Origin of the sequence: Mesorhizobium sp. ESP-6-2 (assembly GCF_020164675.1) — a bacterium.
Classification (GTDB): domain Bacteria; phylum Pseudomonadota; class Alphaproteobacteria; order Rhizobiales; family Rhizobiaceae; genus Mesorhizobium.
In genome coordinates this window covers 119,900-132,251 of the sequence record NZ_JAIUGT010000013.1, presented here as the reverse complement: position 1 = coordinate 132,251, position 12,352 = coordinate 119,900, and the positions used below count along the sequence as shown (strand labels likewise).

12 protein-coding genes are annotated in these 12,352 nt (G+C 64.8%); 2 read left to right on the top strand and 10 right to left on the bottom strand.

Annotated features, from left to right (window positions below):
• Window positions 1-77 precede the first annotated feature (77 nt).
• The 10 genes from doeB to LB532_RS27725 form a co-directional block, all read right to left on the bottom strand.
• Window positions 78-1,079 (bottom strand): N(2)-acetyl-L-2,4-diaminobutanoate deacetylase DoeB, encoded by a 1,002-nt coding sequence (doeB, locus tag LB532_RS27770; RefSeq protein ID WP_140641949.1) that lies wholly within the window; start codon window positions 1,077-1,079, stop codon window positions 78-80.
• Between the two features lie 5 nt (window positions 1,080-1,084).
• Window positions 1,085-2,263: an ectoine hydrolase DoeA gene (gene doeA, locus LB532_RS27765; protein ID WP_140641947.1), complete on the bottom strand. Its 1,179-nt coding sequence runs from the start codon at window positions 2,261-2,263 to the stop codon at window positions 1,085-1,087.
• Window positions 2,264-2,400: 137 nt separating this feature from the next.
• On the bottom strand, window positions 2,401-3,393 hold the full coding sequence (gene eutC, locus LB532_RS27760; protein ID WP_140641945.1) for an ectoine utilization protein EutC: 993 nt from the start codon (window positions 3,391-3,393) through the stop codon (window positions 2,401-2,403).
• On the bottom strand, window positions 3,393-4,379 hold the full coding sequence (gene eutB / locus LB532_RS27755; protein WP_140641943.1) for a hydroxyectoine utilization dehydratase EutB: 987 nt from the start codon (window positions 4,377-4,379) through the stop codon (window positions 3,393-3,395). Before eutB ends, eutC begins: the two co-directional genes overlap by 1 nt.
• A gap of 28 nt (window positions 4,380-4,407) precedes the next feature.
• Window positions 4,408-5,184, bottom strand: a complete 777-nt coding sequence (gene eutA / locus LB532_RS27750) for an ectoine utilization protein EutA (protein ID WP_140641941.1) — start codon at window positions 5,182-5,184, stop codon at window positions 4,408-4,410.
• A 5-nt stretch (window positions 5,185-5,189) separates the two neighbouring features.
• On the bottom strand, window positions 5,190-5,849 hold the full coding sequence (ehuD, locus tag LB532_RS27745) for an ectoine/hydroxyectoine ABC transporter permease subunit EhuD (protein ID WP_140521357.1): 660 nt from the start codon (window positions 5,847-5,849) through the stop codon (window positions 5,190-5,192).
• 16 nt (window positions 5,850-5,865) lie between these two features.
• Complete coding sequence (ehuC, locus tag LB532_RS27740; protein WP_140552065.1) at window positions 5,866-6,525, bottom strand: ectoine/hydroxyectoine ABC transporter permease subunit EhuC; 660 nt, start codon at window positions 6,523-6,525, stop codon at window positions 5,866-5,868.
• A gap of 208 nt (window positions 6,526-6,733) precedes the next feature.
• Window positions 6,734-7,585 carry an ectoine/hydroxyectoine ABC transporter substrate-binding protein EhuB gene (gene ehuB, locus LB532_RS27735; RefSeq protein WP_140641939.1) on the bottom strand — a complete coding sequence of 284 codons (852 nt, stop codon included), beginning with the start codon at window positions 7,583-7,585 and terminating at the stop codon, window positions 6,734-6,736.
• Between the two features lie 92 nt (window positions 7,586-7,677).
• Entirely contained in the window at window positions 7,678-8,469 is a 792-nt protein-coding gene (ehuA, locus tag LB532_RS27730; RefSeq protein WP_140499274.1) for an ectoine/hydroxyectoine ABC transporter ATP-binding protein EhuA, read from the bottom strand.
• A gap of 222 nt (window positions 8,470-8,691) precedes the next feature.
• The gene (locus tag LB532_RS27725; protein ID WP_140641937.1) at window positions 8,692-10,077 is read right to left on the bottom strand and encodes a PLP-dependent aminotransferase family protein; all 1,386 of its coding nucleotides are present in this window, start codon (window positions 10,075-10,077) and stop codon (window positions 8,692-8,694) included.
• Between the two features lie 83 nt (window positions 10,078-10,160).
• Between LB532_RS27725 and LB532_RS27720 the strand changes: the two genes are divergently transcribed.
• Window positions 10,161-10,652, top strand: a complete 492-nt coding sequence (locus LB532_RS27720) for an Lrp/AsnC family transcriptional regulator (protein WP_140641936.1) — start codon at window positions 10,161-10,163, stop codon at window positions 10,650-10,652.
• A 177-nt stretch (window positions 10,653-10,829) separates the two neighbouring features.
• Window positions 10,830-12,323 (top strand): NAD-dependent succinate-semialdehyde dehydrogenase, encoded by a 1,494-nt coding sequence (locus tag LB532_RS27715; protein ID WP_140642114.1) that lies wholly within the window; start codon window positions 10,830-10,832, stop codon window positions 12,321-12,323.
• Window positions 12,324-12,352: the final 29 nt, after the last annotated feature.

The window sequence follows — 12,352 nt, the reverse complement described above, 5'->3', positions numbered from 1 at the left end:
GCCGGCCGCTATCTGGATCCAGGGTGAAAGTATGCGGGATAGGCTCGAACTTGCCTGAAGGCGGGCGGGCCCTTCCGTCAATCGACCAATGCGGCAACCACCGAGACGCAGTCGCCGGCCTTGACCAGGCCGGGGAAATGCCGCGCCGCCAGCATGCCCGACATTTTTGCCCGGATCTCCTGGGGGGCGATGCCGGTTCGGCCGGTGGAATGGATGCGCGCGAGCACCGCGCCCTTCTCGATGGGCTCGCCGAGATCGACCATCGTCTCGACCATACCGTCTTCCTCCGCGAAGGCAAAGCAATCGCCGGACGGCATGTCGAGCCATTGGGTTGGCGTCTTCTCGACCGCACCGGCGACGATGCCGGCATGCCGCAGCACGTTGAGCATGCCGCGCCGAGCGATCCGCACCGTCTCGGCTCTCGATGTGCCCCCACCGCCGAGCTCGGTCGTGACGAACACCTTGCCCATGTCCTCGGCTGCGGTATCGTACATGCCGACGGCATCGATCTCGATCATGCGCATCGAGAACGGCGCCGCGAAGGCTTCGACCGCCGCGAAGGCCCTTTGTTCCAGGGCCTTGTCCGGCAGCGCATGGGCGGCGCAGAACGGCACGAAGTCCAGCGTCTTGCCGCCGGAATGGAAGTCGAACACGATATTCGCGCGGGGAAGCAGCTCCCGCTGGAAATAATCGGCGATCTTTTCCGTCACCGTACCGTCTGGCCGGCCTGGAAAGCTGCGGTTCATGTTGCCCTTGTCGATCGGCGAGGTGCGCGTGCCGGCGCGGAAGGCGGGATAGTTCATCGCCGGCACGATGATGACCGTGCCGCTGACCTGGGCGGGATCAAGCGTGCGCGCCAGATCATAGAGCGCCAGCGGCCCTTCATATTCGTCGCCATGATTGCCGCCGGTCAGCAGGGCCGTCGGCCCCTTGCCGTTGCGCAGGACGCAAATCGGGATCATCACCGAGCCCCACGCCGAATCGTCGCGGCTGTAGGGCAGGCGCAGGAAACCGTGCTGTGCGCCGTCGCGATCGAAATCGACCGAGGGCGAGACCGGCGACGGACGAAGGTCGGACATCGGTTTCAATTCTTCACCACCAGCTTGCGCGGCACATTGGCCAGGCACTCGACGCCCGTCTCGGTGATCAGGATGGATTCGGTGATTTCCAGCCCCATCGTCTCCAGCCATAGGCCGGTCATGAAATGGAAGGTCATGCCGGGCTTCAGCTCGGTGCGGTCTCCAGGGCGCAGGCTCATCGTGCGTTCGCCCCAGTCCGGCGGATAGGAAAGGCCGATCGGGTAGCCGGTGCGGTTGTCCTTGACGATGCCATATTTCTTCAAGACCGCGAAGAAGGCGTTGGCGATGTCTTCGCACGTGTTGCCGGGCTTGGCTGCCGCGAGCCCCGCGTCCATGCCTTCGAGCGTCGCCTTCTCCGCATCGAGGAATTCCTGTGTCGGCTTGCCGAGGAACACTGTTCGCGACAGCGGGCAATGGTACCTGTTGTAGCACCCGGCGATTTCGAAGAACGTGCCCTCGCCCGACTTCATCGGCTTGTCGTCCCAGGTCAGGTGCGGCGCCGAGGCGTCGGTGCCCGACGGCAGCAGCGGCACGATCGCTGGATAGTCGCCGCCAATGCCGTCGACGCCGCGCGTGCCGGCATCATAGATCTCGGCGACGAGATCGCATTTGCGCATGCCGACTTCTATCTTGTCGACGATGCGCTGGTGCATCGCCTCGACGATACGGGCGGCCTTACGCATATAGTCGATCTCGGTCGGGCTCTTCACAGCGCGCTGCCAGTTGACCAGCGCGGTGGCGTCGACGAAACGGGCATTGGGCAGGTGCTTCTGCAAAGAGGCGAAGGCGGCGGCCGAGAACCAGTAATTGTCCATCTCGACGCCGACGGTCAGCTTGCCCCAGCCGCGATCGGCAAGTACGCTCGACAGGAAATCCATCGGATGGCGCTCGGTCGACTGCACATAGTGATCGGCATAGCCGACGATGTTGTCATGTGCGAGATAGGCGGTGCGCTTGGCGCCGTTGGCGTCCTGGCCGCGGCCATACCAGACCGGCTCACCCGACGGCGGCACGATGACCGCCTGATGCACATAAAAGGACCAGCCGTCATAGCCGGTCAGCCAGGCCATGTTGGAGGGGTCGCTGACAATAAGCAGATCGACGCCTTTCACGGCCATGGCTTTCCGCGTCTTGGCGAGGCGATCGGCATATTCGCTTCGCGAGAATTTCAAGTTCGGTTGCATTTTGTTGGTCCTCGTTTGTTGGGCCCTGGAACCCGCTTCAACTTCCGCTGAATCTGGCTCCAGGTAATTTTTTGTTTGAGCATGATCTCCTCGGAAAACCGGTTTCCACTTTGCGGATCATGCTCTTGCGGCCAGCATCAACTTTCAAAAATGGTTCCGGCTTTCGCGACCCGGGCCCGGTCACGGGCGAGCGTGGCGATCGCCGTGTCCTGCACGCCGGTGCCGGTCAGGTCGGCGATGGTAATGTCGTCCGCCGCGCGCCGGCCATGCCGTTCGCCGGCGATGATCTGGCCGAGTTCGGCCACCTCCGCGTCCGCCGCCATCACGCCGGCGGAGATGGCATGGTGCAATTCACCGAGCCGCCGCGTCTGCCTTGCGCTGTCGGCGACATAGAGATCGGCCATGCGCAGGATTGCCGGCGCGATCTCGTTCTTGTGCTCGGCGTCCGAGCCCATGGCGGTGATGTGCTGGCCGGCCGAGACGAAGCCGGCCTTGATCAATGGTTCGGTCGAGGGCGTGGTGGTGACGATGATGTCGGCGCCGGCGACCGCCCTGGCCGCATCCGGTTCTGCGCGCACCACGATGCCCAGTTTTTCGCTCAGGGCGTCGGCCGCGGCTTGCGCCTTGGCCGCGTCGCGCGCCCAGATGCGAGCTTCTTCGATTGGCCGCACCAGGCGCAGCGCCTCGAGCTGCAATCCGGCCTGCACGCCGGCGCCGAAGATCGCGGCAACGGACGAATCCGGCCGCGACAGATGTTTTGCCGCGACCGCCCCGGCTGCTGCGGTGCGGACGTCGGTGAGATAGCCATTGTCGAGCAGCAACGCCTCGACCAGACCGGTTTTTGCCGATAGCAGCACCATCATGCCGTTGACACTGGGCAGGCCGAGCTTGGGATTGTCGAAGAAGCCGGGGCTGATCTTGATGGCGAAGCCGTCAATACCAGGCACATAGGCGGTCTTCACGTCGACCTCGCCGCGATGCTCGGGGATGTCGAGCCGCAGGATCGGCGGCATCGCCACCGGCAGGGTAGCGAGCGCCCGGAAGGCGTTCTCGACGCAGGCGACCGCGTCGAGATCGAGAGCTACGATCTCGCGTAGTTGTTTCTCGGTAAGGATGGTCATCCGGCTCATCAGGCGCGCTCCGCAACGGCTTCGCCGCAAACGATCTTTCTGTGCAGGCTCATATCGATATTGCGACCGGAAAGCAGAACGACCACCGGTCCGTTTGGCTTCACCTTGCCGGCAAGCAGCGCACCGATACCGACCGCACCGGCGCCCTCGACGATCTCGCGCTCCTGTTCGTAGGCATGGCGGATGCCGGCGGCGATCTCGTCCTCGGAAAGCAGCACGACGTCGTCGAGCAGGTCTCGGCACATGGAAAAGGTCAGCCGGTTGTCGAGGCCAATGCCGCCGCCGAGCGAATCCGCCAGCGTCGGCAGTTCCTCCACCTGCACCGGGCGCCCCGCATCGAGGCTGGCTTTCATCGCCGCGCCGCGCGCCATCGAGATGCCGACGACCTCTGTGCTCGGCCTGACGCCCTTGACGGCGGCGGCAATGCCGGAGGCCAACCCGCCGCCGGAGAGCTGCACCAGCACCAGAGCGGCGTCGGGAACCTGCTCCATGATCTCCAGCCCGAGCGTGCCTTGCCCGGCGATGATGTCGGGATGGTCGAAGGGTGGCAGCATCACCAGGCCCTCTTGCGCCACCAGCCGCTCGACCTCCTGCTGTGCGTCGTCTTGGCTGTCGCCGACAATGCGGATTTCCGCGCCGAGGCGGCGGATGGCATCGAGCTTGTTCTGAGGCACCAGCCGCGACATGCAGATCACCGCGCGCATGCCTTCGAGCCTGGCGGCATGGGCGAGTGCGCGGCCGTGATTGCCGGTCGAGGCCGCGACAACACCGCGTGCCCGCTGCTCGGCATTGAGCGAAGCAATGGCGTTCGAGGCGCCACGCAATTTGAAGCTGCCCGTGGTCTGGCGATGTTCCAGCTTGAGGTGAACGGGAAAGCCGAGCCGCTCCGACAGGCTCCCGGACGGCACGATCGGCGTCGGCTCGACCTTGCCGGTGATGCGTTGGCGCGCGGCGCGAATGTCTGAAAGGGCGACGGCGTGCGTCATGGGTCGCTCGTGCATGCAGGACATGATCTTACAGTCCAAGCGGCAAGGTCGTCAGCCGCCCGAACTCCGGACGCGGCACATCATCGCCACACAGTCGCAGGCAATTCCACGCGCTCGCCTGGTTGCTGGTGACGACCGGGCGGCCGATAGCCTGTTCCATTGCGGCAACCGCCAGCGCCGAGCGCAGCGCCGTGCATGACACGAACAACGCCTCGGCCTGCGGGTCAGTCGCCTCGCGGGCCAGATCGACGAGAGCTGCCGGCGCAATGCGCGCCATCTCGCGGTCGTCCTCGAAGCCGAGACAGGTGAAGCTGGCGATCTCGAAGCCGCGTTCGGCGAAATAGGCCGCCATCGGCCGGCTGGTCTCGACGGTGTAGGGGGTGAGAATACTGATCCTCTTCGCGCCCAGAGCCCTCAGTCCGCGCACGCCCGCCATCGGCGGCGTGACCACGGGCACGCCAGGCTTGGCCGCCTGGATCGCCGCCTCGATCTCGGCGTCGCCGATCACCACGGAGGCCGACGTGCAGGAGTAGCAGATGGCATCGAGCGGTTCGTCCGGCAGGATCAGCGCCGCGCCCGCCGTTAGTTCGGGCTGCATCTTGCGCAGATTCTGAGGCGTGGTCGGATTCTTATAGGGGATGCGGGCGACATAGATGCCGATCCTCTCACTCGCCACCATGCGGCGGAAGTCCGGCTCGCTGGTGTGGTCGGTGGCCAGGATGATCAGGCCGACGCGCTTTTCCAACGGGCGCGCCTCGAGTGCGGGCCTTGTCGGCATCAGCCTGATTTCGGGAAGCGGCTTCATGGGAACTACCTTTCGATCTTGCCGTAGCGATGTTCCAGCCAGCGCAGCAGCATAACCGAGAAAAGGCTGATGATCAGGAAGAAGGCGCCGACCAGCGTCATCGGCTCGACATAGCGGTAATAGGTGTTGGCGACGCTCTTGGCCTGGTTCATCAGTTCCAGAACGGTGATCGCCGACAGCAGCGGCGTCTCCTTGAACATGGCGATGAAATAATTGGCCAGCGCCGGGATCATCGGCGGGATCGCCTGCGGTATGACGATGTGGGTCCAGGTCTGGCGAGCGCTGAGATTGCAGGCTTTGGCGGCCTCCCACTGGCCGCGCGGCACGTTCTCGATGCCGGCGCGATAGACCTCCGCCGTATAGGTGCCGTAGTGCAACCCAAGCCCGATGACGCCGGCCACCAGCGGCGGCAGCAGGATGCCGAAATCGGGCAGCACGTAGAAGATGAAGTAGAGCTGCACCAGCAGCGGCGTGCCGCGGATGAATTCGGCCGCCCAGCCGACCGTGCGCGACATCATCTTGTTCGGCGAGCGGCGGGCCAGTGCGATGCCGAGCCCGACGATTGCCGCCAGCACCGAGCCGAGCACCGTCGCAAGGATGGTGATCTTCACCCCCTCGATCAGCGTCGGCAGGATCTGCCGGACGAAATCCCAGTCCCAATCCATTACAGGGCCCAATCCATCAGACGCGCACTCCGTCGAGGCCGCGCGCCATGCGGCGCTCCAGCGACCGCACGCCCCATGAAATGACGAGCGCGAGCACGAAATAGATCACCAGGATGGTGGTGAACGGCATCAGCGTGCTGCCGGTCTGCGAACGCACCACCTGCGCCTGGAAGGTGAGATCGGCGAGCGAGATCAGCGAGACGACGGATGTCGCCTTGAGCAGTTCGATGGCGTTGTTGCCGAAGGTCGGCAGCATCACCAGAAGCGCCTGGGGCAGGATGACATGGCGCATGCCTTGCCAGCGGCCGAGATTGAGCGCCGTGCAGGCTTCGTATTGCTCGGCGCCGACCGACTGGATGGCGCCGCGCACCACTTCCGCCGCATAGGCGCCGACATTGAGGCCCAGCGCCAGCACGCCGGCTTGCAGCGGAGTGAGTTCGACGCCCGCCAGGGGCAACACGAAATAGGCCCAGAACAGCTGCACGAAAATCGATGTGCCGCGGAAGAATTCGATATAGGCGGTGGCGAGCGCCCGCAGCGCGAAGAAGCGCGACAGCCGCCCCATGCCGGCCAGGAAGGCCATGACGAGGGCCAGCACCGACCCCATCAGCGTCAGCTCGATGGTGACAAGCGCTCCCTGCAATATCAGGCCGAGATAGCCGGACCACTGGGTCATTTATCAGAGGCTTCCAACGTTTGGTTCTAGCATCTTCTCCCCTCTCACGAGGAGAAGATGCAGGTTTTCCCTCCTTAGCTGCAGCACAGCTGCCGCGAAGGACAGGCAGGCGGATGAGGCGCGGCTCCAAGCTCGCAAAACGCGCGCTGCCCCTCCTCCGGCCCTTCGGGCTCCCTTCTCCCCGTGGACGGGGAGAAGGGAAAAGGCCTTATTTCGCCGCGCAGAGCTTATCGCGCGTCGTCGACATCGCCGCCGCAGCCGAGAAGCCGTAGGGCTCGATGATCTTGGCGAACTCGCCCGACTTCTTCATCTTGGCGAGCTCGACGTCGAAGGCGTCGCGCAGTGCTTCGTCGCCCTTCTTGAAGGCGGCGCCGTCGCAATAGACGGGCGCGCCCTGCACGGGTGCTATGACTTCGAGGCTCGGGTCATTGGCCTTCTTCATCAGATCATTGATCGACAGGACGGGGAGCGAATAGGCGTCGATGCGGCCATCCTGCACCATCTTCAGTCCGCTCTGGCCGTCGGGCACGACGATGACACGGTCACGCGGCACGCCGGCGTTGAGCGCGAGCTTCTCCTCGGTGCCGCCGCCGGGCGCGCCGATGGTGGCGGAGGTGTCCTTGGCGACATCCTCATAGCTCTTGAAGCCCTTCGGATTGCCCTTCTTCACCAGCATCGCCTCGGCGTCGCACAGCACCGGCTCGGAATAGGCAACCGCCGCACAACGCTCCGGCTTCATGAACAGGCCGGCGGTGACGACGTCGAAGCGGCCGGCCTGCAGGCCGGGGATCATGGCGCCATATTCCGAGATCGAGGCGGCGACATCGGCGACGCCCAGCCGCTTGAAGATCTCCCGCGCCACGTCGGGCGCGGCGCCCGAAACCTTGCCGTCGGCGGCGACCGCCGTGTAGGGCGGCTCGTTGGCGATGGCGAGGCGGGCGAAGCCTTGCGCCTTCAACTGCTCGAGCTTGCTGTCGTCGGCCGATCCGATGCTCGAGGCGGCGAGCACCGCGGTCAGCGCAAGACCGGCGACGCCGGCCAGAATGCCAAGTTTTTTCATTGTTCCCAACTCCATGTTTGTGTTCTTGGTTGCAGTCATTTCAGGACGGAATGCCGGCCTTGCGGACGGTGTCGCCGCCTCGGGCATGGCGGTCAGACACGATGTCCGGCCGCGATGATCTTCTTCAGGAAACCTTGCGTGCGCTCCTGTTTGGGATGGCGGAAAATCTCGTCGGGTTTGCCCTCCTCGACGATGCGGCCGCGGTCGAAGAACAGCACCCGGTCGGCGAAGTCGTGGGCAAAGCCCATTTCATGGGTGACGAGCAGCATCGTCATGTCGGTTTCGGCCGCGAGCTTGCGCATGACGTTGAGCACCTCCTCGACCAGTTCGGGATCGAGCGCCGAGGTGACCTCGTCGAACAGCATGATCCGGGGCGACAGTGCCAGCGCGCGGGCAATCGCGACGCGCTGCTTCTGGCCGCCCGAAAGCTGGGCCGGCATGGCCTTGGCCTTGTCGGCCATGCCGACCATGTCGAGCAATTCCATCGCCCGCTTCTCGGCGGCGGCGCGCGGCGTGCCCTTGGTCAACATCGGCGCCAGGGTAACGTTGTCGATGACGCATTTGTGCGGGAACAGATTGAACAGCTGGAAGACCATGCCGATCTTCTGGCGCATCCTGGCCAGATGCCGCTCGTCGGCGGCCAGCAGCTGGCCGTTTCGCTCCATGTGATAGAGATGCTCGCCATCGATCTGGATGTGGCCGCCATCGATCCGCTCCAGCGTCATCAGGATGCGCAGGATCGTCGTCTTGCCCGAGCCGGACGGGCCGATCAGCGCCAGCTTCTCGCCGGGCATGACCTGCATGGACAGGCCATCCAGCACCTTGAAGGTGCCGAAGCTTTTCGAAATGCCATCGACCTTGATGATAGGCGCGGATGCGGACAAACGAATTTCCCGTGCTGGAGAAGCCTATGCCCTTAACGATGCGGAACCCGCCAAATCATGTCAATCGGGAAAATAATATCATGACAATTATTCTGATCCCGCACAATTCTTGGGCATTCAGTGCCTAGCAATGTGCCGGGATCGAGATCAAGTCGAGCCGAAAATGACAGCACCGGGGACACCTTAGGCGGGTCGGCATCGTCTGGATAGCGGCACATCTCGCTAGATTGCGAGCAGCAGATGCTCGGGGTCGCCAAGCAGCAGCTTGGTGACAACGCCGAGGCCGGCGCGCAGTTCCCCTTCGGTGGTCGAACCCAGCGAGATACGCACCGCCGGTTGCCAGGGCGCTTGCGAGATACGGAAGGAGGCGCCGGGCGCGATCGCCACGCCTTGCAGGCGCGCCTGGGCGACGAAGCTCTCCTCGGCACGGTCGGCCGGCAGCTGCAACCAGACATGCAGTCCGTCGCGCCGGGTGCGATAGTCGACGCCGGCCAGCACCTCGGCGACGATGTCCTGGCGTCGCCGCAATGCTGTGCGCTGCCAGCGCACGAGTTCCATCGCGGTGCCGTCGGTCACCCATTTGGTGGCGATCTCCGCCACCAGCGGCGTCGCCATCCAGTTGGAAACCAGATGGCGGTTGGCGACCGCGGCGACATAGCGGTCGGGCGCGGCGAGATAACCGATGCGCAGGCCCGGTACCACGATCTTGGTGAAAGACGTGACGTAGAGCGTGCGCTCAGGCGCGAAGGCGGCGACCGGCGGCGGCCGGTCCTCGACCAGCGGCCCCAGCACATCGTTCTCGATGATGGCTATGTCGTGCCTGCGGGCAACCGCCGCAATCTGCTCGCGCCGCCCCGCATCCATCAGCGTCGCCGTCGGGTTGATCACCGAAGGCTGCACGAATACGGCGCGGATGTCGGAGATCCGGCAGGCCTCGTCCAGCGCTTCCGGGATCAGGCCATTGCCGTCTATCGGGAGGCCTTCGAGGTTGAAGCCGAGATAGCGGGCGAGCGGCACCAGCGTGTGGTGGCCGATCGCCTCGGTAGCGACGGTCGAGCCGGGCGGCGCCACACTCATCAGCGCCACCGTCATGCCGGCGGTAGCGCCATTGGTCAGGCTGATATTCTGCGGCGAGGCATCAAGACCGCACAGTTTCAGCCACTCGACCGCCACGGCGCGATGGCGGGGAAACACCACGTTGGGCCGGAACGACAGCGCCGAGCTCGACGGCAGGTTGTCGGCCAGCCAGCCCAGAGCCTGCTTCAGCCGCTCCAGATGCATCGGCTCGCAGACCGGCTTCAGGATCGAAAGATCGATCACTTCGCCCAGCCGCTCCGGCAGATAAGGCGGTTCCGGCTCGCGCCGCTGCGTCTGGACGAAGCTGCCGCGGCCGATCTCGCCCGAGATCAGGCCGCGGCGAATCAGTTCCTCATAGGCGCGACTGACCGTCTGCACCGATAGTTTCAACTCGTCGGCCAGCCGGCGATGCGTCGGCAGCCGCGCGCCGTTGGCGAGCCGCCCGTCATGAATGGCGCGCGCGAACTGGTCGGCCAGCGACTGGTAGGCGGGCCGCCGGATGAGCGCGGGATCGGGTTGCCACAATGTCATGACTTATTAGAGATCGAAATCAGTGCAATTGACAATCGAAATAATGCGCCGTCATGGTACGGCGGACCAAAAAGTGGATACAGATGGCCGCCGCGAAACTCGACCCGATCGACCTCAGAATCCTCGACGCCATCCAGCGTGACGGGCGCATCACCAAGCTGGCGCTGGCCGACAAGGTCGGCCTGTCGCCGACGCCGTGCTGGATGCGGCTGCGCAAGCTGGAAAAGGCCGGCATCGTCTCCGGCTATCATGCCTCGATTGCCATGCGCGTCGTCGCACCCGTCGCCACTGTGCTGATGGAGGTGACGCTGGCCAGCCACCGCCAGGCCGATTTCGACCGCTTTGAGCGCGTCATCCGCGACATACCTGAGATTGTGGCCTGCTGGTCGGTGGGCGGCGGCGTCGACTATGTTCTGAAGGTGATGGCGCGCGATATCGATACCTATCAGCGGCTGGTCGATGCCTTGCTCGAACGCGAAATCGGCATCGACCGCTACTTCACCTATATCGTCATCAAGACGGTGAAGGACGAGACGGTGCTGCCGCTTGCCGATCTTTTGCCGGTGCAGGCCTGAGAACGAAACGCTCGAAGAATGCGCGAAAGCACCCGCCCCACCCCTGCGGCTAGACAGATCGTCCTGCTCTCCAGCCGAATAGAGAGAATCTCTCTATATAGCTGCACCTAAACAGCCTCATCCTTCGCGCCGACGCCCCTAGTCTTGCGGCATCACCCCAATCGGGAGCAACCGATGATGTCAGCGCATTTTGCCCGTACGCACCGCCATGAAGCGCTCGACCGCCTCGCCGACCGCCGGCTGCTGCGCGAGCTTGCCTATGTCGACGGGCACTGGACGGCAAGCGAGGCGGCGGAGAGCTTCGAGGTCACCGATCCCGCGACCGGCGCCACGGTGGCCTTCGTCGCCGCGCTCGATGGCCGCCAGACGGCAAGTGCGATCGACGCGGCGGCGCGCGCTTTCCCTGCCTGGCGGGCGCTATTGCCGCAGGAGCGCTCGAAAATCCTGCGCAAATGGTTCGACCTCATCATCGCCGCGAAAGACGATCTCGCTCTGCTGATGACGCTGGAACAGGGCAAGCCCTTGAAGGAATCGCTCGGCGAGATCGATTATGCCGCCTCTTTCGTCGAATGGTATGCCGAGGAAGCAAAGCGCCTCAACGCCGAAAGCGTAACCAGCCATCTGCCGAACGCGGAAATGACAGTGCGGCGCGAGCCGCTCGGCGTCGTCGGCGTCGTGACGCCGTGGAACTTCCCGTCCGCCATGCTGACCCGCAAGGCGGCTGCGGCCCTTGCCGCCGGTTGCACCATCGTCGCGCACCCCTCTTCGGAAACACCGCTCTCGGCGCTGGCGCTGGCCGAACTCGGCGAGCGCGCCGGCCTGCCCGCCGGCGTCTTCAACGTCGTCACGGGCAAGGCGTCGATCATTGTCGGGCGAATGTGCGAGGACTCGCGCGTGCGCGCCATGAGCTTCACCGGTTCGACCGAGATCGGCAGGCTGATCGCGGCCCAGAGCGCGCCGACGATGAAGCGGCTGGTTATGGAGCTTGGCGGCCACGCGCCGCTGATCGTCTTTGCCGACGCCGATCTCGACAAGGCCGTGAGCATCGCCGTCGACGCCAAATTCGCCACATCCGGCCAGGACTGCCTCGCGGCCAACCGCATCTATGTCCAGCGGCCCATCTACGACCGTTTCTGTGCCGCCTTCGCCAAGCGCATCGAGGCGATGCGGACCGGCACTGGCCTCGCCGACGAAAGCGACATCGGCCCGCTGATGCATGAGCGCGCCGTCAAGAAGGTCGAGGAGCAGGTCGCCGACGCGCTCGCCCAGGGCGCGCGCTGCCTCGCCGGCGGCAGAAGGCACCAGGCCGGCCCGTTGTTCTACCAGCCGACGCTGCTGGCCGACGTATCTGACGAGGCGCTGATCATGCGCGAAGAAACTTTTGGTCCGGTCGCCGCCGTGACGCCGTTCGACAGCGAGGACGAGGTGACCGCGCGCGCCAATGCCACCGAATATGGCCTGGTCGCCTATGTCGTGACCGAGAACGGCGCCCGCCAGCAACGCCTGGGCCGGGCGCTGGACTACGGCATGGTCGCGATCAACCGCGTCAAGATCACCGGCGCGCCGATCCCGTTCGGCGGCGTCAAGCAGTCCGGCATCGGCCGCGAAGGTTCGCGTCACGGGCTCGAAGCCTTCACCGATCTCAAGTATCTGTGCATGGACATCGCCTAGGCTCGTCCGGCCATCCTCAAGGAGTCAAA

Excerpts from the sequence above, each read along its gene's own strand:
- doeB (WP_140641949.1), bottom strand. The coding sequence starts at position 1,079 with ATGTCCGACCTTCGTCCGTCGCCGGTCTCGCCCTCGGTCGATTTCGAT.
- doeA (WP_140641947.1), bottom strand. The coding sequence starts at position 2,263 with ATGCAACCGAACTTGAAATTCTCGCGAAGCGAATATGCCGATCGCCTC.
- eutC (WP_140641945.1), bottom strand. The coding sequence starts at position 3,393 with ATGAGCCGGATGACCATCCTTACCGAGAAACAACTACGCGAGATCGTA.
- eutB (WP_140641943.1), bottom strand. The coding sequence starts at position 4,379 with ATGACGCACGCCGTCGCCCTTTCAGACATTCGCGCCGCGCGCCAACGC.
- eutA (WP_140641941.1), bottom strand. The coding sequence starts at position 5,184 with ATGAAGCCGCTTCCCGAAATCAGGCTGATGCCGACAAGGCCCGCACTC.
- ehuD (WP_140521357.1), bottom strand. The coding sequence starts at position 5,849 with ATGGATTGGGACTGGGATTTCGTCCGGCAGATCCTGCCGACGCTGATC.
- ehuC (WP_140552065.1), bottom strand. The coding sequence starts at position 6,525 with ATGACCCAGTGGTCCGGCTATCTCGGCCTGATATTGCAGGGAGCGCTT.
- ehuB (WP_140641939.1), bottom strand. The coding sequence starts at position 7,585 with ATGAAAAAACTTGGCATTCTGGCCGGCGTCGCCGGTCTTGCGCTGACC.
- LB532_RS27725 (WP_140641937.1), bottom strand. The coding sequence starts at position 10,077 with ATGACATTGTGGCAACCCGATCCCGCGCTCATCCGGCGGCCCGCCTAC.
- LB532_RS27720 (WP_140641936.1), top strand. The coding sequence starts at position 10,161 with ATGGCCGCCGCGAAACTCGACCCGATCGACCTCAGAATCCTCGACGCC.
- LB532_RS27715 (WP_140642114.1), top strand. The coding sequence starts at position 10,830 with ATGTCAGCGCATTTTGCCCGTACGCACCGCCATGAAGCGCTCGACCGC.